The sequence below is a fragment of the Lysobacter yangpyeongensis genome, from assembly GCF_042655745.1.
In the GTDB taxonomy this organism is placed as follows: Bacteria; Pseudomonadota; Gammaproteobacteria; order Xanthomonadales; family Xanthomonadaceae; genus Agrilutibacter; species Agrilutibacter yangpyeongensis.
Window position 1 is genome coordinate 77,501 of record NZ_JBHSNM010000002.1, and the last position, 19,215, is coordinate 96,715.

12 protein-coding genes are annotated in these 19,215 nt (G+C 69.1%); 8 read left to right on the forward strand and 4 right to left on the reverse strand.

Going from position 1 to position 19,215, the window contains the following annotated elements; all coding sequences use genetic code 11:
• Nucleotides 1-5: 5 nt before the first annotated feature.
• From ACFPN1_RS07115 to ACFPN1_RS07130, 4 genes are all read right to left on the reverse strand, one after another.
• Nucleotides 6-2,639 (reverse strand): TonB-dependent receptor, encoded by a 2,634-nt coding sequence (locus ACFPN1_RS07115; RefSeq protein WP_386754149.1) that lies wholly within the window; start codon nucleotides 2,637-2,639, stop codon nucleotides 6-8.
• A 42-nt stretch (nucleotides 2,640-2,681) separates the two neighbouring features.
• Nucleotides 2,682-4,748 (reverse strand): sulfotransferase, encoded by a 2,067-nt coding sequence (locus tag ACFPN1_RS07120; RefSeq protein ID WP_386754150.1) that lies wholly within the window; start codon nucleotides 4,746-4,748, stop codon nucleotides 2,682-2,684.
• Nucleotides 4,749-4,877: 129 nt separating this feature from the next.
• Entirely contained in the window at nucleotides 4,878-6,071 is a 1,194-nt protein-coding gene (gene pcaF, locus ACFPN1_RS07125; protein ID WP_386754151.1) for a 3-oxoadipyl-CoA thiolase, read from the reverse strand.
• Complete coding sequence (locus tag ACFPN1_RS07130) at nucleotides 6,068-6,883, reverse strand: IclR family transcriptional regulator domain-containing protein (protein ID WP_386754152.1); 816 nt, start codon at nucleotides 6,881-6,883, stop codon at nucleotides 6,068-6,070. The genes pcaF and ACFPN1_RS07130 overlap by 4 nt, the downstream gene beginning before the upstream one ends.
• A gap of 192 nt (nucleotides 6,884-7,075) precedes the next feature.
• Between ACFPN1_RS07130 and ACFPN1_RS07135 the strand changes: the two genes are divergently transcribed.
• From ACFPN1_RS07135 to ACFPN1_RS07170, 8 genes are all read left to right on the forward strand, one after another.
• Nucleotides 7,076-8,461: an aminotransferase family protein gene (locus ACFPN1_RS07135; protein ID WP_386754153.1), complete on the forward strand. Its 1,386-nt coding sequence runs from the start codon at nucleotides 7,076-7,078 to the stop codon at nucleotides 8,459-8,461.
• Nucleotides 8,458-10,026, forward strand: coding sequence for an aldehyde dehydrogenase family protein (locus tag ACFPN1_RS07140; protein WP_386754154.1), 1,569 nt, complete (start codon nucleotides 8,458-8,460; stop codon nucleotides 10,024-10,026). The genes ACFPN1_RS07135 and ACFPN1_RS07140 overlap by 4 nt, the downstream gene beginning before the upstream one ends.
• Before the next feature lie 2 nt (nucleotides 10,027-10,028).
• A complete protein-coding gene (locus ACFPN1_RS07145; RefSeq protein WP_386754155.1) occupies nucleotides 10,029-10,877 on the forward strand; it encodes a CoA transferase subunit A in 849 nt (282 codons plus the stop codon).
• A complete protein-coding gene (locus ACFPN1_RS07150; RefSeq protein ID WP_386754156.1) occupies nucleotides 10,874-11,710 on the forward strand; it encodes a CoA-transferase subunit beta in 837 nt (278 codons plus the stop codon). Before ACFPN1_RS07145 ends, ACFPN1_RS07150 begins: the two co-directional genes overlap by 4 nt.
• On the forward strand, nucleotides 11,710-13,083 hold the full coding sequence (locus ACFPN1_RS07155; protein WP_386754157.1) for an acetyl ornithine aminotransferase family protein: 1,374 nt from the start codon (nucleotides 11,710-11,712) through the stop codon (nucleotides 13,081-13,083). Before ACFPN1_RS07150 ends, ACFPN1_RS07155 begins: the two co-directional genes overlap by 1 nt.
• A gap of 61 nt (nucleotides 13,084-13,144) precedes the next feature.
• Nucleotides 13,145-15,748, forward strand: a complete 2,604-nt coding sequence (locus ACFPN1_RS07160) for a CehA/McbA family metallohydrolase (RefSeq protein ID WP_386754158.1) — start codon at nucleotides 13,145-13,147, stop codon at nucleotides 15,746-15,748.
• A 3-nt stretch (nucleotides 15,749-15,751) separates the two neighbouring features.
• Nucleotides 15,752-17,815 carry a S9 family peptidase gene (locus ACFPN1_RS07165; RefSeq protein WP_386754159.1) on the forward strand — a complete coding sequence of 688 codons (2,064 nt, stop codon included), beginning with the start codon at nucleotides 15,752-15,754 and terminating at the stop codon, nucleotides 17,813-17,815.
• Nucleotides 17,816-17,889: 74 nt separating this feature from the next.
• Nucleotides 17,890-19,056 carry a DmpA family aminopeptidase gene (locus ACFPN1_RS07170; RefSeq protein ID WP_386754160.1) on the forward strand — a complete coding sequence of 389 codons (1,167 nt, stop codon included), beginning with the start codon at nucleotides 17,890-17,892 and terminating at the stop codon, nucleotides 19,054-19,056.
• Nucleotides 19,057-19,215: the final 159 nt, after the last annotated feature.

The window sequence follows — 19,215 nt, forward strand, 5'->3', positions numbered from 1 at the left end:
GTCGATCAGAACTCCTGCGAGAAGCGGATACCGAACGTGCGCGGCTGGTTGGTGACCGTGTACACCTGACCGTTCGGGTACTCGGGCACCACGCCCGAGGCACCGCAGACCGATTCGGCGCAGTTGGTGAACCGCGAGATCTCCGCACGTTCGTCGAACACGTTGTTGACATACACGCTGACGGTCCAGTTGTTCCTGCTCACGCCCGCGGACAGGTCCATGGTCGAGTAGGCATCCAGGTCCCCGAGGATGTCGCGCTCGAGCAGGCGCAGGTCCGAGGTGCGCTTGCCGACGTACACGGCTGCGCCCTGCACGAACGCATCCAGGCTGCCCAGCTGGAAGTTGTAGCGCGCGATCAGGTTGCCCTTGAACTTCGGCGTGACCGGCAGCTGCGTGCCGTCGGGCGCTTCCGGACCATCCACGGCGAAGTCGTCCGTGGGATCGTCGAAGGTGCCGTTCGGATTGATCGTGCCGGCCGGGCAGACGGTGACCGACTTGCCGTTCTCGTCGGTCCAGCCGCAGAAGTTGTCGGTCAGCTTGGCGTCGTAGAACGCGGCGCCGGCGCCGATCTGCAGGTTGTAGGTGGCGGCCCAGTTCACGTCCAGCTCCAGGCCGTCGATGCTGGCCTGGTTGGCGTTCTTGATCTCGGTGAGGCCGTTCGCGCCCAGGATGCTGAACTGGAAGTCCTTCCACTCCTGGTGGAACACCGAACCGTTGAAGGTGAAGCGGTTCTCGCCCCAGCTGGTCTTCCAGCCGAACTCGTAGTTGGTCAGGTAATCCGACAGGTACGGCGGCAGCGTGCCGCGACGGTTGATGCCGCCGGGACGGTAGCCTTCCGACCAGGTGGCATAGACCATCTTGTTCGGCGTGATCTGCCAGGTCAGGTTGGCCTTGCCGAGGTTGCCGCTCTCCTTGACGTTCTTGTCGAACACCTCGCAGGGCGCGCCGTTGAACGGCACCCAGTTCGCCGGATCGTCGCCGTACTGGTCGGCGCACACCTGCTCGCCGTAGCTCGACCCCGGGAACCAGCCGAGACTGAAGCCGAAGAAGCCCTTCAGGCTGTTGTCCGAACGGAAGTGGCGTCCGCCGATGGTGCCGGTGAGCACGTCGGGGATGAAGTCGTAGGACAGTTCGCCGAAGACGGCTTCGTCGTGGTCCTCGCGCTCCTGCTTGGTGAGCCAGATGGTGTCGGGCCAGTTGTGGATGGAGTACTGCGCGCCGAAACCGTCGATCTTGTAGCGCTGCTGGATGTCGTGCTTCTGGTCCTGCCAGAACAAGCCGGCGACCAGGCGCAGCCGGTTCTCGGCGGGCGTGCTCAGCCGCAACTCGTGGCTGTCCTTCTTGTAGCGGTCCTTGCCCTGGATGTACTGCGACGGATTGATGAACTCGTCGTTGTCGTTGTAGGCGTTGTAGTAATAGAGCGTGTCGTACCAGAAACCGTAGTCGTTGTAGTCGGATTCGACGTCGTCGTCGCGCTTGAGGTGCGCATACGCATAGGTGAGATCGAAGTTGCCGATCTTGCCTTCCACGGTCAGCGCGGCCTGCCACCAGTTGTCTTCCGAGCGTTCCTTGTAGAAGTGGTTGATGGCGAGATCGCCGACTTCCTCGTCGAAAGCGAAGTTGCCGTTGGCGATCGCGTGCTGGCCCATGATCGTCGGCGTGATGGTCCAGTTGTCGTTGAGGTTCACCCGCAACGCCAGGCGCGCGCCGGTGGTATCGACGTCGTTGTAGTCGTCCTTGGCGCGGCCGGTGCAGACCAGCTGGTCGGTGGAGGTGCACTTGCGGTTGGTGAGGACGCCGCCCCAGCTGTCGGGAACGTCATCGCTCGGGTCGGCCGGCGTGCCGCCGTCGGCGATACGCACCGGGAACTGGCGATCGCCCGGCTTGTTGTCGATGTAGCCGGCGTCGTGCTGGTTCCAGCCGACCAGGCGGATCGCGGCCGATTCGCCCATCGGCAGGTTGACGAAGCCCTCTTCCACGTGGCCGATGCCGCCGTGGCTGACGCTGTTCACTTCGACCGCGTAGCCGGCCGCGAATCCGCTCGAATCAGGCTTGTTGGTGATGATGCGCAAGGCACCGGCCTGCGCGCTGGCGCCGTACAGCGTGCCCTGCGGACCGGACAGCGACTCCACGCGAGCGACGTCGTAGATGTGCAGGTCGAGCGGCCCCTGGATCGTCGTGACCGGCTGCTCGTCCAGGTACACGCCCACGCTGGGCAGCGAACCGGAGTGGTTGCCGTCGCCGCCGCTGGCAACGCCGCGCATGTAGATCTGCGCAAAACCCGGACCGAAAGTCTGGTACGAGACGCTGGGCAGGAACTTCACATAGTCGTCGAACCTGGTGACGTTCAGTTCGTCCAGCTTTTCCTCGCCCAGCACCTCCAGGCTGATCGGCACCTTCTGCAGGTTTTCCGAGCGCTTCTGCGCGGTGACCGTGATCGTCTCGAGCGTCGCGGTCTTGCCCGGTGCGGGCGGCGCCGCCTGCTGGGCCGGTTCGGGTTGCTGGTCGGCAGTCGCCGGCGGTGCGGCGTCCTGCGCGTAGGCCACGCCACTGACCGCCAGGCAGATCGCCGCGGCCAACGGCAGGCGGCTCAAGGCGCGGCGCGTTCCCGGCGCTCCGGGTTTTCTCGATCGGTACATCGACATCCCTCCCCGTTCTGGTTATGAGTTCGAACTGCGATTTCACTGCGAATGGACAGCAACCTCCGGCATTCCGATTCCGGGCACTGCAAACGCCGGTACGTCCGGATACGCATCGAGCACCGGCCCGAGCGCGCGCCTGAGCGGCTCCAGCCAGGGTTCGAAATGGCGCCAGTGGTCGACGCCGTCCCGATAGATCGGTTGTCGCACCTGCTCCGAACTGGCGGTGCGCACGGGCCGAGCGTTCTCGAAGAAGCGCAGGCACTGCGCCTCGAACGGCAGGCCGCAATAGTCGAGCAGGCGGCGCACTTCGCCTTCGGTGTCCTCGACCATGCGTTCGTAGATCACGCGATGGATCCGGCCCGGCAGGACGTCGTCGAAATGCGCCATCAGCTGCACGTAGTCGCGGTAGTAGCGCCCGATGTCGTCCAGGCTGTAGCTGAAGGCCTGGCCGCGCGCGAAGTGCTGCTTGAAGCCGGAGAAGCAGCACGCCAGCGGATGCCGCCGTGCATCGATGATCCGCGCGTTGGGCAGCATCAGCTGGATCAGGCCGACGTGCATGAAGTTATTGGGCATCTTGTCGATGAACAACGGCGCATCGCTCTTGCGCTGGATCCGCGTATGCGCGAGGTACTGCTCGCCCAGGGCCTTCAGGCCGTCGCGGTCGAGCGAGGCCACGGCATCGTGATACGGCATCGCGCCGTCGCCGCCCTGCGCGCGCAGCGCGCGCGTGATCGAGATGATCTCGGGCAGTTCCATCGTGCCTTCGACCTGGCTGTGGCTCGACAGGATCTGCTCGAGCAGGGTCGAACCCGATCGCGGCAGGCCGACGATGAAGATCGGATCGCGTTCCGCCGTGCCGGCGCCCGCGCGTTGCGCGAAGAACTCACGCGTGTACTGCCCGCGGATATGCCGGACCCGCGCCGACATCTCGTCGGCGCTGTAGCGCAGCTGGCCACGGCGGAGCGCGTTGCCGCGTTCGTAATGACCGAACGAGGCCGCGTACTCGCCGGCATCCTCCCGCGCCTTGCCGAGCGCGAATTCGAGATGCAGCCGGTGTTCGTCCGCCAGGTCCGTACGGGTGAGCTGCCGCTGCATCGCCTCGACGTCGGCGGCGCTGAAGCGGAAGGTCTTGAGGTTGGCCAGGCTCCACCAGGCTTCGCCCAGCGCCGGATCCACGTCCGTGCAACGGCGGTAGGCCGCGATGGCTTCCGCGGTGCGGCCCGCGGTCTTGAGCGCGTGGCCGAAGCTCATCCACACCCGGGGGCTTCGCGGGTATTGCGCCAGCAATTCCTGGTAGAGGTCGATCGCCGTGGCGTAGTCGCCGATGCGGCACAGGATCACCGCCTTGAGATTGCGGTAGCCGGGATGGGCGGCGTCGATCGCCAGCAGCCGCTCGATCTCCGCGAGCGCGGCTTCGGGCTTGTTGGCCCGCTGCAGCACCAGTGCGTAGTTCTGTCGCGCGGCATGGAAACCCGGCGCCAGTTCCAGGCAACGGGCCAGCAGCGCCTCGGCATCCTCGTTGCGCCCGAGGCGCGCGGCGAGTTCGGCGAACATGCGGATCGCCGCCACGTCGGTCGGCAACTTCTTCAGGTGCTCGCGCAGCAGGTGCTCGGCTTCGGGAAGGCGACCGCCGGCCAGTGCGGACGCCGCCTGCAGCAGCGCCGGATCGCGCACCGAATGCCGCACGTGGTTCGCGTACGCCGCATCGGCGCCTTCCGTGTCGCCGATGGCGGTGAGGTGATCGCCGAGCGCAAGCCAGGCGGTGTGCAGGTCCGGCTTCAGCGCGACCGCACGTCGCAGCGCGGCCAGGGCCTCATCGCCGCGGGCGAGCCGGCCCAGCGCGATGCCGAGTTCGAGCTGCGTGCGCGCCGATCCGGGCTGCGCCACGGCCAGCGTCTGCAGGATGTCGGCCGCTTCGCGCGGGTTGCCCTGCGCGTTGTGCGCGGTGGCCAGCAGCAGCTGGGCGATCGTATGTCCGGGGACCGCGCGCAGGATCTCCTCCGCCTGCCGTGCCGCGAGCGCGGGGTCGACCTCCAGCAGCCGCGACGCGTGCGCCAGCGCCTCTTCGAGGGACGCACTCGGCTGGGGCTGCGGGCTCGTCGACATCCAACCTCCTGGCTCAGGACCGAGACGGGCTGCGCCAGCGCAGTTTGCCGAATCTGTCCCGAAGCATCCCAAATCCGGCGCAGCCCCGCCAGCGCCGTTCGCCGGGCGTCCGCGGCGGGAGCGCGCGCGTCACCGGACCGCCTCCAGCGCCAGCGCCGCGCCCTGGCCGACGCCCACGCACATCGCGAGCAGCGCGCGCTGCTTCGCGCCGGCAGCGAGCTCGTGCATCGCCGTCAACGCGAGCCGCGCGCCGCTGGCGCCGAGCGGATGCCCCAGCGCGATCGCGCCGCCGTTGCGGTTGACATGCCGGGCATCGTCAGCAAGGCCGAGGCTGCGCGTCACGGCGAGCACCTGCGCGGCGAAGGCCTCGTTGATCTCGATCGCGTCGAAGTCGTCCAGCGCGAGCTGCAGGCGCGCGAGCAGCAGGCCGATCGCGGGCACCGGGCCGATGCCCATGGTGCGCGGCGGCACGCCGGCCGCGGCCAGACCGAGCACGCGCGCACGCGGGGTCAGTCGCCAGCGCGCGATGGCGTCCTCGCTGGCGAGCAGCAGCGCGCAGGCGCCGTCGTTGAGTCCGGACGCGTTGCCCGCGGTGATGCTGGTGCCCTCGCCGAGGATCGGTTGCAGCGCGGCCAGCTTCTGCGCGGTGGTATCGCCGCGCGGCTGCTCGTCGGCGGTGAGCGTGCCCGCGGGCATGATCTCGGTGGCGAAGCGCCCGCTGGCGATAGCCGCGGCGGCGCGCTGCTGCGAACGCAGCGCGAACGCATCCTGGTCGGCGCGCGCGATGCCGTGCTCGCAGGCGAGGTGCTCCGCGGTCTGACTCATCGAATCCACACCGTACTCCGCCTGCAGGCGCGGATTGACGAAGCGCCAGCCCAGCGTGGTGTCTTCGAGTTGTTGCGCGCGATCGAACGGCGTCGCCGCCTTGCCCATCACGTACGGTGCACGCGACATGCTCTCCACGCCGCCGGCGAGCACGACGTCGGCTTCCCCCAGCGCGATCGCGCGCGCGCCCTGCCCGACCGCTTCCAGTCCCGACGCGCACAGGCGGTTCACGGTCAGCGCGGGCACCGACACCGGCAATCCGGCGAGCAGCACGGCCATGCGCGCGACATTGCGGTTGTCCTCGCCGGCCTGGTTGGCGCAGCCGAGGATCGCTTCGTCGACGGCGCCTGGATCGAGTTGCGGATTGCGTTCGAGCAGGCGACGCAACGGCAGCGCGGCCAGATCGTCCGTCCGCACCTCCGCCAGCCCACCGCGATAGCGCCCGAACGGCGTGCGTATCCCGTCGCAGAGATACACCGGCCGGGCGCCGTGGTTCATGCGGTGACCGGCACCAGTCGTCCGGTCGGCAGGCAGCTCTCGATCGCCGCCGCGGTCTGCTGCAGCGGCGGCAGGATCGTGCCCAGCGCATGCCGCGCGACATCCGGCTGGTACGGCATGCTGACGTTGATCGCGGTGGCGACCCGGCCTTCGGCGTTGCGGATCGGCACGGCGATCGAGCACAGGCCCAGTTCCAGCTCCTGTTCCACGTAGGCGTAACCCTGGTTGCGCACGTCGTCGACGATGCGGCGCAAGCGTTCCGGTTCGGTCACCGTATGCGGCGTCAGGCGCCGGGGCTCGCAGGCCCCGAGCCAGGTGTCGAATTCCGCCGGGGTCAGCCCCGACAGCAGCACGCGCCCCATCGCCGCGCAGAACGCCGGCAACCGCGCACCCACGCCGAGCGTCACGCTCATCACCCGCTGCCCGGGCACGCGCAGCACGTAGACGATCGACTGGCCGTCGAGCACCGCCATCGAACTGCTCTGCCGCACCTGCCGCGCGAGGTCTTCCATCAGCGGCTGCGCGAGGTCGGTGAGGTTCAGCGAGCCGAGATAGCCGAAGCCGAGTTCGAGCACGCGCGGGCCCAGCACGTAGCTGCGCCCGGCTTCGCGCACGTAGCCCAGGTGCTGCAGCGTGAGGATCAGCCGGCGCGCCGCGGCCCGCGACAGGTTCGCGCGGCTGGCGATCTCGCCCAGGGTGAGGCGGACGTGGTCGCGATCGAAGGCGGTCAGCACCGCCAGGCCCCGCGCCATGGATTGCACGTAGTCGCGGCTGTCTTCGAAGCGTGCGCTGTCCGCTGATCTCTTTGCCATGCGTGCCGGTCTGCTGCCGTTTCTGTTGTTCCCCGATGGCATCGGCGCGTGCAGCGGGAACGCACGGCGATGCGAGTTGACGGCGAGAGTAGGCGTTCATAGCATGGTGCGCAATACGCACACGATGTGCGCAATGCGCACATTTCGGTAGCCGAGCCGCCGGTTCGCAGGAACCAGGCACAGGGAGCAGCCATGGGACGATCGGGGGACACGGTCATGCTGGCGACGGAGGCGCCGCTGTCGGAACGCGATGGCGTCCTGCACAGCTGGTCGGTCCAGGCCGACTGGAATGCCCCCACCGTGACCGGCGGCGAAGGCGCGTGGCTGCACCTGGCCGATGGCCGCCGCATCCTCGATCTGAGCAGCCTCGCCGAGTGCAGCAACCTCGGTCACCAGCATCCGCGTCTGGTCGCCGCGATCCGCGCACAGGCGGAGCAGCTTTGCTTCGTCACCAATGCCTGGGGCGCGCAGCCGCGCGCGGACCTCGCCCAGCGGCTGCTGGAACGCTCCGGCTTCGAAGGCGGGCGCGTGTTCTTCACCACGGGCGGCGCCGACGCCAGCGAGAATGCGGTGAAGATCGCGCGCCAGGCCGCGGGCAAGCCGCACGGCGCGATCATCGCGCGCGATCGCTCGTACCACGGCGCCACGCACCTGGCGATGGCGCTGTCGGGCGACACCCGCACGCGCGCGCAGGTGGATCCGGCCGCGTTCGGCGTCCATCACGTCCCGCCGCCGTACGCGTACCGCTGCCCGTTCGGCAGCCGCGATGCGGACGAATGCGGCAGGCGCGCCGCCGATGCGGTGTCCGACCACATCGACCGCCTCGGCGCGGACAACGTCGCCGCGGTGTTGATGGAACCCAACGCCGGTACCAACGGCATCGTCCCGCCGGACAGCTACTGGCCGGCGCTGCGCCGCCACACCGCCGACCGCGGCGTGTGGCTGATCGCGGACGAGGTGATGAGCGCGTTCGGCCGCTGCGGCGAATGGTTCGCGTGGCAGCGCCACGGCGAGGCCGGTCGTCCCGACCTGATGACGCTGGCGAAGGGCCTGACCGGCGCCGCAGTCCCGCTCGGCGCCGTGGTGCTGAGCCGCGACGTCGCCGAACGCATCGAGCACGAAATGCTCTACGCCGGCCTGACCTACTGCGGCCATCCGCTCGCCTGCGCGGCGGGCGTGGCGGCGTTGCAGGCGTATGCCGACGAAAACCTGATCGAGCGCTCGCGTGCGCTTGGTTCCGCGCTGCACGCGCAGCTCCTGCAACTGCAGCAACGCCATCGGGTGCTCGGCGACGTGCGCGGCGGCCACGGCCTGTTCGCCGTGCTCGAACTGGTCGCCGATCCCGTGACGCGCGCCGCGCACGCGCCCTGGCCGCAGACGCCGGCGCCGCTGCGCGCGCTGGTCGACGCGGCGATGGCCGAAGGCGTGTCGCTGGCCGTGCGCGGCAACCTGATCCTGCTGGCGCCGCCGCTGGTGATCGGCGAGCGCGAACTGTCCGACGCGCTCGCCCTGCTCGACCGGCTGCTGACCCGCTTCTTTCCGAATGAACCCACCGCGATGAATGGAGGCATGCGATGACCTTCCGCCTGACCTACGCCACGATGTTCAACCCGCCGCCGGAGATGCACACGCAGTTCGAGGCGGCGCTGGCGAAGCTCGAGGCGACGTTCGGCCAGCGCCATCCGCTGTTCGTCGACGGCGCCGATCGCGAACCCGCCGCGTGGGGCGAAAAGCGCACTCCGATCGATACGGATCTCGTGCTCGGCGAATTCCCGCTCGCCGATGCGCAGGACGTCGACGCCGCGATGCGCGCCGCACACGCCGCATTTCCCGCCTGGCGCGCCATGCCCGTCGCCGAACGCGCGGCGCTGCTGCGCAAGGCCGGCGACCTGATGCAGCAGCGCGTGTACGAAATCGCCGCGGCGCTGACCCTGGAAGTCGGCAAGAACCGGATGGAAGCGCTGGGCGAGGCGCAGGAAACGGTCGACTTCTTCCACCACTACGCCGACGACTTCGAGCAGCACCATGGCTTCGACCACCCGCTGCCGAACGATCCGATCGACGGTGTGGTCTCGCGCAATCGCAGCGTGATGCGTCCCTACGGCGCGTGGGTGGTGATCGCGCCGTTCAACTTCCCGTTCGCGCTCGCCGGCGGCCCCGTCGCCGCAGCGCTGGTCACCGGCAACACCGTGGTGTTCAAGTCGGCGACCGACACGCCGTGGTCGGGGCGTCTGCTCGCCGAGGTGCTGCGCGATGCGGGCTTCCCGAGAGGCACGTTCAACTACCTCTCCGGCGCGGGCCGCGAAGCCGGCGAAGCGCTGGCCAGGCACCCGCTCACCGCCGGCATCACCTTCACCGGCTCGGTGCCGGTCGGCCGCAACCTGCTGCAGCAGATGGCGGGCGGTGCCTATCCGCGTCCGTGCATAGCCGAGATGGGCGGCAAGAATCCGTGCATCGTCACCGAGCACGCCGACCTCGATCGCGCCGCCGCCGGCATCGCGCGCTCGGCCTTCGGCATGGGCGGGCAGAAGTGTTCGGCGCTGTCGCGGCTGTACGTGCACGAAGCCGTCGCCGACGCGCTGATCGAAAAACTCAACGCACAGATCGACGCGATCAACATCGGCGACGCGCGCCGCCGCGAGCACTGGCTCGGTCCGGTGGTGAACGCCGCGGCCTACGACAACTACGCGCGCTACGTGACCAACCTCAATGCCGGCGGGGCGAAACTCCTGCGCGGCGGCAAACAGTTGCGCGAAGGCGACGCCGCGCGCGGCTACTACGTCGAGCCCGTGCTGGCCGAAGCGGACCTGGATCATCCGCTGTGGAAGCACGAGATGTTCCTGCCGATCGTGATGCTGCACCGTTACCGCGACCGCGGCGAGGCGATGCGCTGGGCCAACGACACCGACATGGGCCTCACCGCCGGCTTCTACGGCGCACCGGACGAAGTGCCGTGGTTCCAGGACCACATCGAAGCGGGCGTCACCTACGCCAACCGTCCGCAGGGCGCGACCACCGGCGCGTGGCCGGGTTACCAGCCCTTCGGCGGCTGGAAGGGATCGGGTTCGACGGGCAAGGCGATCGCGTCGTTCTATTACCTGCAGCAGTACCTGCGCGAGCAATCGCGCACGGTGGTGGAGTAAGGATGCAGTTCCTGCCGCTCGCGGAGGCGATCCGGACGCACGTCCCCGACGGCGCGAGCGTCGCGCTGGAAGGCTTCACGCACCTGATTCCCTTCGCAGCGGGCCATGAACTGATCCGCCAGCATCGCCGCGAGCTGCACCTGATCCGGCTCACGCCCGACCTGGTCTACGACCAGCTGATCGGCATGGGTTGCGCGCGCAAGCTGACATTCTCGTGGGGCGGCAATCCCGGCGTCGGATCGCTGCACCGCCTGCGCGATGCGGTCGAGCAGCAGTGGCCGCAGCCCCTGGAACTGGACGAACACAGCCACGCCGGCATCGCCGCGGCCTACTGCGCCGGCGCGGCCAACCTGCCGTTCGGCACGCTGCGCGGCTATCTCGGCAACGACCTGGCGAAGGCGAATCCGCGCATCCGCACGGTGACGTGCCCGTTCACCGGCGAAACGCTCGCCGCGGTGCCCGCGCTGCGGCCCGATGTGACAATCCTGCACGCGCAGCGCGCCGACCGCGAAGGCAACGTCGCCCTGCACGGCATCGTCGGCGCGCAGCGCGAAGCCGCGCTCGCCGCGCGCACGCTGCTGGTGACCGTCGAGGAGATCGTCGACCGGCTGCCGCCGATGATGAATGCGATCGTGCTGCCGCACTGGATCGTGACCGCGGTATCGCACTGCCCCGGCGGCGCGTATCCCTCGTACGCGCACGGGCATTACACGCGCGACAACGCCTTCTATCGCGCCTGGGATGCGATCTCGCGCGACCGCGCCGGCTTCCTCGCCTGGATGGACCGGCACGTGCTGCAGACCGCCGACCACCGCGGATTCCTCGCCAGCCTGCAGGAGAAGGCCGCATGAGCAGCGCCTTCGCCACGGTGGCCACGCGCGACGAATGGATGACCGTGACCGCGGCACGCATGCTGTGGAACCGCTGCGTCTGCTTCGTCGGCATCGGCCTGCCCAGCGCCGCCTGCAACCTGGCGCGGCTGACGCACGCGCCGGACATCGTCCTGGTCTACGAGTCGGGCACGATCGGCACGCGCCCCGACGTGCTGCCGCTGTCGATCGGCGACGGCGAACTGGCCGATACCGCCGCCTGCGTCGTGTCGCTGCCGGACGTATTCGCGTATTACCTGCAGGCCGGACGCGTCGATGTCGGTTTCCTCGGCGCGGCGCAGATCGATCGTTTCGGCAATCTCAACAGCACCGTCATCGGCCCGTACGAACTGCCGATGACACGCCTGCCCGGCGCGGGCGGCGCGCCCGAGATCGCCGCGCATGCGAAGCAGACCTTCGTCATGCTCAAGGCCTCGCCGCGCAGTTGCGTCGAGCGCCTGGATTTCCGCACCACCACCGGTTTCGTCGAGGGTCACGGCGCGCGAGCGCGCAGCGGTTTGCGCGGTACAGGGCCGCGCGCCGTGATCACCGACTTTGGCGTGCTCACGCCGCATCCGGACACCGAGGAGTTGCAGCTGAGCGCACTGTTCGCCGACGCGTCGGCCGACGAAGCGCGCGCCGCCATCGGCTGGCCGTTGCGGCTCGCCGACGACATCGACCTCCTGGCCGCGCCGACCGCGCTCGAACTGGACACGCTGCGCGCGCTCAAGGCGCGCACGCGCGAGGCCCATGCCCGTCCGGTCCGCCTGCCCGCCTGGACACCCGTTACCGACCTCGCCACCGAGCGCTCCTGATGGCCGCCGTCTCGCCCCGCACGCATATCCGTACCGAACTGCCCGGCCCCAGGGCGCGCGCCATGCTCGCGCGCGATGCCGACGTGATCTCGCCCTCGTACCCGCGCGACTACCCGTTCGTGATGTCGCACGGCCGCGGCACGCAAGTGTGGGACGTCGACGGCAACCGCTTCCTCGATTTCGCCGCCGGCATCGCCGTGTGCAGCACCGGTCATGCGCATCCGCGCGTGGTGCAGGCGGTGAAGGACGCGGCCGACCGCTTCCTGCATATCTCCAGCGACTACTGGCACGAGGAGATGACCGCACTCGGCGAGCGCCTCGCACGGCTGGCGCCGATGGGCGAGCCGGCGATGAGCTTCTTCTGCCAGTCCGGCACCGAGGCGGTGGAAGCCGCGCTCAAGCTCGCGCGCCACGTCACCGGGCGCCCGCGCTTCATCGGCTTCCTCGGCGGTTTCCACGGCCGCACGATGGGCTCGCTCGCCTTCACCTCGAGCAAGTACACGCAGCAGCAGGGCTTCTTCGCGACGATGCCGGGCGTGACCCACGTGCCCTATCCCAATCCGTACCGGCCGCTGTTCGCCGGTGCGGACCAGGGCGAGGCCGTGCTCGACTACATCCGCATGCTGTTCGAGCGCAACGTGCCCGCGTCGGAGGTTGCCGCGATCCTGGTGGAACCGATCCAGGGCGAAGGCGGTTACGTGGTGCCGCCCGACGGCTTCCTTGCCGGGCTGCGCGCGCTGTGCGACGAGCACGGCATCCTGCTGATCTTCGACGAGGTGCAATCGGGCGTGGGCCGCACCGGCCGCCTGTTCGCCAGCGAGCACTGGGGCGTGCACCCGGACATCATGACGCTTGCCAAAGGCCTGGGCTCGGGCCTGCCCATCGGCGCGATGGTCGCGAAGCGCCGCCTGATGGCGCAGTGGAAGCGCGGCGCGCACGGCAACACCTACGGCGGCAATCCGCTGGCCTGCGCGGCGGCCAACGCGACGCTGGAGCTGGTCGAAGGCGGCATGGCCGCGAATGCCGCCGCGGTCGGTGCGCACTTCGTCGCGCGCCTGCAGGAACTCGCCCGCGACTACGGCTGCATCGGCGAGGTGCGCGGCAAGGGCCTGATGATCGGCATGGAACTGGTCGAAGCCGACGCCGCACGCACGCCGGCCCGCGAGCTGTGCGACCGCGTGATCACCCGCGCGTTCCACAACGGCCTGCTGCTGTTGCCGTGCGGGGCCAGCACGCTGCGCTTCATGACGCCGCTCAACGTCACCCGCGACGAGATCGACGAAGGCGTCGCACTGCTGCGGCTCAGCCTCGACGAAGCGCTCGCCGGTGTCGTAGCCCGGGTAAGCGAAGCGCACCGCGCCGCGACCAGGTAGGCACGACAATGGCGCACATCGCGCCGCAGCGCGCGTTGAACTACACCATGCGGAGAAGCAAATGAACGCTGACCGCGCAAATCCCCGGATGCGGCCTGCGGCCTTGTCCGGGCTGCGTCATGCCGCGTGCGTGTTCGCGTTCTGCCTGGGCGCAGCGACTGCGCACGCCGCCGGCCGCGAACCCGTGCTCAAGCAGGTCGATCTGCCGCACAGCTACTACTGGCGCGAGCTGTACCTGCCGCAGCTCACCACCGGACCGTCGTCGGCGAGCTTCCTGCCGGATGGCGAATCGCTCGTGTACAGCATGGCCGGCTCGCTGTGGCGGCAGCGCATCGACGACGACGAGGCGGTTGAGCTGACCCACCCGAAGGGCGCATACGACTACCAGCCCGACGTCGCGCGCGACGGCCGCAGCGTGGTGTTCACCCGCTACGACGGCAACGCGATGGAACTGTGGTGGCTCGATCTCGCCGACGGCCGCGCGACACAACTCACCGCGAACGGCGCGGTCAACGTCGAGCCACGACTGTCACCCGATGGAAAGCGCATCGCCTGGGTCTCGACGCAGGAAGCGCACGGCATCAAGGCCGGCCACTTCAACCTGTTCGTCGCCGATATCGACGCCAGCGGCCTGCACAACGCGCGCCCGGTGCTCGGCGAGCGTCGGAGCACGCTGGACCGCTACTACTACTCGGCCGTCGATCACGCGATCAATCCCTCGTGGTCGCCCGACGGGCAGCGCCTGCTCTTCGTCGGCAACCCGGAAACGGCCTGGGGCAGCGGCGATATCTGGAGCGTGTCGCTGCGCGACCCGATGCAGCGCCGCAGGATCCACAGCGAGGAAACCAGCTGGAGCGCGCGTCCCGAACTCGCGCCGGACGGCAGGCGCGTGCTGTTTTCCAGCTACCACGGCCGGCAGGCGCACCAGCTGTGGCTCACCACGCTGGATGGCGCCGCGCCGTTGCCGCTCACCTTCGGCGACAGCGAGCGCCGCAATGCGCGCTGGTCGCCCGACGGGCAACGCATCGCCTACATCGGCAACGGTGGCGCGGACGGCAACACCGCGCTGGAAGTGATCGAGGTGATCGGCGGCGCACGTCGTTTCGTGGTTGCAAAGCAAAGGCGCACGCTCGACCCGACAACGCGCATCGAACTGACGATCACCGACGGCACCGGCCAGCCCGTTCCGGCGCGCGTGACGGTGCAAGGCAGCGATCACCGTGCCTACGCCCCGGCGTCCGCCTGGATGCACGCCGACGACGGCTTCGATCGCGCGAAGCAGGCGACGGAGACGCATTACTTCCACTGCGAGGCCCGCTGCGCGCTGGATGTACCGGCCGGGACCACGACGATCACCGTGCAGCACGGCTTCGCCCACGCGATCTGGCAGCAGGACGTGCAGGCGAAGCCGGGCGCGACGCAACCTGTCCGTGTCGCCCTGCAGTCGCAGGCATTGCCGCCGGAATTCGGCCGCTTCGCCAGCGCCGACCTGCACGTGCACATGAACTACGGCGGCCATTATCGCAACACGCCGGAACACCTCGCCTGGCAGGCGCGCGCAGAAGATCTCGACGTGGTCGAGAACCTGATCGTCAACAAGGAAGAACGCGTTCCCGACATCGCGTACTTCGGCGCGGACCGCGCCCCCGGCGCACCGCGCAACATCGCGCACACGCAGGAATTCCACACCAGCTACTGGGGCCATCTGGGCCTGCTGGGCCTGCATGACCACCTGGTCACGCCCGATTTCGCCGCCTACCGCCACACCGCGCTGGCCAGTCCGTGGCCGCACAACGGCGTGATCGCCGATCTCGCGCACGCGCAGGGCGGCGTGGTCGGCTACGTGCATCCGTTCGACACCGTGCCCGATCCGGCGCAGGACGCGGTGCTCACGCACCAGCTGCCGGCCGACGTGGCGCACGCCAAGGTCGATTATCTGGAAGTCGTCGGCTTCGCCGATCACAAGGCCACGGCGGCGGTGTGGTATCGCCTGCTCAACCTTGGCTATCGCCTCGCCGCCGGCGCCGGGACCGATGCGATGGCGAACTACGCGTCGCTGCGCGGACCGGTCGGGATGAACCGCGTGTTCGTCGATCTGGGAGATGCCGCGGTGGACACGCCCGATCCGACGAATATCCTCGCTCCGCTGAAAGGCGGTCACGCGTTTGTCAGCAACGGCCCGCTGCTGGGCCTGCTGATCGGCGGACGCAGGCCTGGCGATACGCTGGCGCTGTCATCGGCCGGCCGGCAGTCCTATCGCATCGCCTTGCGCTCGCCGGTCGCGGTCGATCATCTCGAACTCGTGCAGAACGGCCGCGTGCTGCGCAGCTTCGACCTGGCCGGCGATCGCCGCACGTTCGATGCGCAGGGCGGACTCGACCTCAGCGAAGGCGGCTGGATCCTGCTGCGCGCGTGGAACGACGGCGCCGATCCGCAACTGCTGGATCTGTACCCGTACGCGACGACCAATCCGGTATGGATCGAACTGCCGGGCGCAACGCGACCGGCGCGCGACGATGCGGCGTACTTCGTGGCCTGGCTGGACCGGCTGATCGCCGCGGCCGATGCGCGCGACGACTACAACACCGCGCAGGAAAAGCGCGACACGCTCGACTACCTGCGCGCGGCGCGCACGATCTACCAGGGCAAGGCGGAGGGGAACTGAGCGATGCGACCGTCGGCAATACACTGTCTCGCGGCGATCACCACGCTGCTGCTCCTGGCCCCCGCGTACGCGGCACCGGCCCGCTTCGGCATCGACGACATGGCACGCCTGGCCGATCTCGCCGAACCCGACCTCTCGCCCGACGGCAGCGCGCTGGTCTACAGCGTCAGCACGGTCAACACCGAGGAAGACCTCGCGCAGACCGACCTGTGGCGTGTCGGCTACGACGGCAGTGAGCGCGTGCAACTCACGCACACGCCGAAGCACGGCGAATCGCGGCCGCAGTGGTCGCCGGACGGTCATGCGATCGCGTTCCTGTCCGACGGGCCGGCACCGGAAAAAGCGGCACCCGGCAAGGGCGGCGACGAGGACGACGACGACGCGACCAGCCAGGTCTGGCTGATGCCGGCGCAGGGCGGCAGCGCGCGGCGCATCACCGCCTTTGCCAGCGGCGTCGACGATTTCGTCTGGGCGCCCGACGGCCAGCGCATCGCGGTGATCGTGCGCGATCCCGAACGCCCGGCCGGGGCACCGAAGCCGAAGAACCCGCCGCCGATCGTCACCACGCGCTACCAGTTCAAGGAAGACGGCACCGGCTATCTCGACGCACGCCGCACGCATCTCTACGTGGTCGACATCGCGAGCGGCAAGACCGAGCAGATCACCTCCGGTGCGCACGACGAACTGCTGCCGGCGTGGTCGCCGGATGGCAAGCACATCGCCTACGTCACCAAGCGCGGCGACGATCCCGATCGCCACCTCAATTACGACATCTACCTGGTCGAGCCGCGCGCGGGCGCGACCGAACGCCAGCTGACGACATTCGCCGGCTCCGACCTCGATCCGTACTGGGAAACGCGACCGGCGTGGAGTCCCGACAGCACACGCATCGCCTACCTGCGCAGCGGCGAGGACAAGTGGATCTACTACGCGCCGTGGCAGCTCGCCATCGTCGATATCGCCACCGGGCAGGAAACCGTTCCGGCGCCGATCGACCGCTGCTTCTACAAGCCGCGCTGGTCGGCCGACGGCCGCAGCGTCTATGCATTGATCGAGCAGAGCCGCGTCACTCATCTGTCGCGCATCGACCTCATCGACGGCCGGGTGACCGAACTCACCCACGGCAACCGCTTCGACTACGACCTCGCCGTCGCGCATCCGCCAGGTGCGCCCGACCGCGTCGTCGTGCTCGGCGAAGGCGACCGGCATCCGTACCGCATCGCGGCCGTGGAAGACGGCGGGCTACGCGTGCTCGCCGACCACAACGAATTCCTCGCCGACCGCACGCTCGTGCCGGCCGAGGACATCGCCTTCCGCAGCGCCGACGGCACGCCGATCGAAGGGCTGCTGGTGAAGCCCGTCGATTACCAACCGGGCAAGCGCTATCCGACGATCCTGCGCGTGCACGGCGGCCCGGTGTACCAGTTCAGTCACGAATTCATGCTGGACTGGCAGGTCTACGCGGCCAACGGCTACGCGGTGCTGGCGGTGAATCCGCGCGGCAGTTCCGGGCGCGGCTTCGACTTCGCGAAGGCGATCTACGCCGACTGGGGCCACCTGGACGCGCAGGACGTGCTGGCCGGCGTCGACTTCGTGGTGACGAACGGCATTGCCGATCCGCAGCGCCTGGGCATCGGCGGCTGGAGCTACGGCGCGATCCTGACCAACGCGGTGATCGCGCGCGATGCGCGCTTCAAGGCCGCGATCAGCGGCGCCGGCGCCTCGAACATGTACGCGATGTACGGCCACGACCAGTACGTGCGCGAATACACGCTCGAACTGGGAGCGCCCTGGAGCGATCGCGAGCAGTACGACCGCGCCAGCTGGCCGTTCCTGCATGCCGATCGCATCACGACGCCGACGCTGTTCCAGTGCGCGCAGGAAGACTTCAACGTGCCATGCCTCGGCGCCGAGCAGATGTACCAGGCGCTGCGGGCGCGCGACGTGCCCACGCAGCTGGTGCTGTATCCGGGCGAGAACCACCAGCTCAGCGTGCCCAGCTACCTGCGCGACCGGATGCAGCGCAACCTGCGCTGGTACGACCGTTACCTGAAGGAGGCGCCGTGAATTTGCCTGACCGTAGCCCGGGTAAGGCCGCAGGCCGCACCCGCGAGCTTTTGGAACGTCCCGCATTCCTCCGGATGCGCTTCGCTTACCCGGGCTACGTCGCTGCGCTGCTGCTCGCCGTGGCGGGCGTCGTGCATGCCGCGGAGCCACGCGCACGCGACCTGGGCATCCCCTTCGACGGCACGCCCGGCCCGCTCGATGCGATCACCGACGTCGCCGGCGTCACCGTCGGGCAGGTCACGCTGATCGAAGACAAACCCGACGGCCACAAGGTCCGCACCGGTGTCACCGCGATCCTGCCGCGCGGCCGCGACAGCCTGGACAAATGGGTGTTCGGCGGCTGGTTCGCGCTCAATGGCAACGGCGAGATGACCGGCACCGCCTGGCTCGACGAATCGGGCCAGCTCGAAGGTCCGGTGATGCTGACCAACACGCACAGCGTCGGCGTCGTGCGCGATGCGGTGATCGCTGAGCGCATCCAGGCCGGCGGCGCCGATGCCAGCGGCTACTGGTGGTCGCTGCCCATCGTGGCCGAGACCTGGGACGGCCACCTCAACGACATCAACGGCTTCCACGTGAAGCCGGAACACGTCGCGCAGGCGCTGCGCGAGGCGCAAGGCGGCGCCGTCGAAGAAGGCAACGTCGGCGGCGGCACCGGCATGGTCTGCCACGAGTTCAAGTGCGGCATCGGCACGGCGTCGCGACGCATCGCGCAGGACGGGCACGACTACACGGTCGGCGCGCTGGTGCAGGCGAACTACGGCGTGCGCGACACCCTGCGCATCGCCGGCGTGCCGGTTGGCCAGCACCTGCGCAACGATCGCGTGTACACCGGCGCGGCGATCACCGGCGACACCGGCTCGATCATCGTCGTGATCGCCACCGATGCGCCGCTGCTGCCGCACCAGCTCAAGCGCGTGGCCAAGCGCGCGGGCATGGGCCTGGCGCGCATGGGCAGCTACGCCGGCAATGGCTCGGGCGACATCTTCATCGCCTTCTCGACTGCGAACGCCGGTGCCGCCGCTGGCGCGCCGCTGGGTCAGGCGGACTTCGTCGGCAACGATCATCTCGACGGGCTGTTCGAAGCGACCGTGCAGGCCACGGAGGAAGCCATCGTCAACGCGATGGTCGCCGCGCGCGACATGACCGGTGAAGGCGGGCGGTATGCGAAGGCGATCGATCATGCGGCGCTGGTGCGGTTGCTCAAGCGCTACAACCGCTATCGACCGCGTGGAAAGTAATGGCACTCTCCCTCTCCCCGCTTGCGGGGAGAGGGTGCCGAAGGCGGGTGAGGGGCGCGAGCGCAGCGAGCTGCTTTTGCTTTTGCAGTTGCTTTACGTCGAAGAGCAAAGGCAGCTCGCTGCGCTCGCTTCCCCTCATCTGCCCCCCGATTAAAGCAT